We start from the raw sequence: 1133 nt of genomic DNA, 5'->3' as shown, positions 1-1133 counted from the left end.
GGAGCTGCCGCAGGCGCTGAGGGTGAGCAGAGCGGCTGCGGCCGCGGCGGCGGTCAGTGCGTGTCGTGCGGTCACGGCGGGCTTCCTCCTTGGCGATCGGCCGGGCCCGAGTGGCCGGCCGCGGTGTACCGATCATGAGTTCTTCGACTGTTTCACGTGCAAGTTGAGGCGCGTGGTTCTCCTGGGGCACCGTCAGGATCCGGCCGTGTTCACCGGGGCGGGTCACTGCGGTCCGGGGCGCTGGGCGGCGAAGGCGGTGATCCACTGGGCGAGGTTCTGCTCGTAGCGGCGGCGGGCGACGATCGCGCCGCCGTGGAGGGTGGCCAGGTCGGGCTCGTGGGCGTCGATGTCGGCGGCGAGCCAGTCGGGCATGACCTTGATGAGCTCTTCCACGGTGCGGCCGCGGCCGGGAGTCGCGCTGCGGGCCAGGCAGTTGGTGACGAGTTCGGCGAGAGCGGCGCGGTCGAGGCGGGGGCAGCCGGTGAGGGCCGCCGCTCCGGCGAGTTCGGCCAGGGCCACGTCGTGCATGAGGCGGTTGTAGTGCGCGTCGTTCAGGGCGTGGTGCTCGGGGGTCTGCTGGGCGGGGGCGGTGATGTGGAAGTCCTCGATCAGATCGGCGAGTTCACGGGGCCGGTAGGGGACGTTGTCGGGCATGAGGCCCCAGTCGTGGTCCCACAGTCCGTGGATGCGGATGAGGTCGCCGGCCCCGAAGTAGGCCCACATCCGCGCGCCGGCGCGGGAGGCGTAGTAGGCGGCGATCTCCTGGCGGATCCGATCGGCCGGCTTGACGTCCGGGTGGGCCCGGTCGAGGGCGAGGTCGGCGGTGAGCGGCAGGAGCGGCCACACGTGCTGCCTGAGCCAGACGGCCGCCTCGTCGCCGGAGTGGCGGACGTAGTGCTCGTCCATGTCGGCGTTGACGGCGTAGTAGTCACGGCCGGCGCGATCGGTGATGCCGACCGAGATCAGACCGCGCACGGTCAGGTCGTGCCGGATGAACTCGCAGTCGGCGTAGGTGTCGTGCGGGGCGGGAAGCACGGATTCTCCTTGATCGTGGTGCTCGGGGCAGGATGCCGGACGGCACTGACACCGCCGGCGGGCCGGCGCCGGTGAGGGCGCCGGCCCGGGCGTGGTCA

Annotated in this window: 1 protein-coding gene; it reads right to left on the bottom strand. The window is 72.0% G+C overall.

Annotation, left to right across the window (positions count from 1 at the left end; translation table 11 throughout):
• Nucleotides 1–222: 222 nt before the first annotated feature.
• Entirely contained in the window at nt 223–1035 is an 813-nt protein-coding gene (locus GA0115259_RS38735) for a hypothetical protein (protein ID WP_093605328.1), read from the bottom strand.
• Nucleotides 1036–1133 lie beyond the last annotated feature (98 nt).

The sequence above is a fragment of the Streptomyces sp. MnatMP-M17 genome, assembly GCF_900091995.1.
Classification (GTDB): Bacteria; Actinomycetota; Actinomycetes; order Streptomycetales; family Streptomycetaceae; genus Streptomyces.
This window is presented reverse-complemented; position numbering and strand designations above follow the sequence as displayed.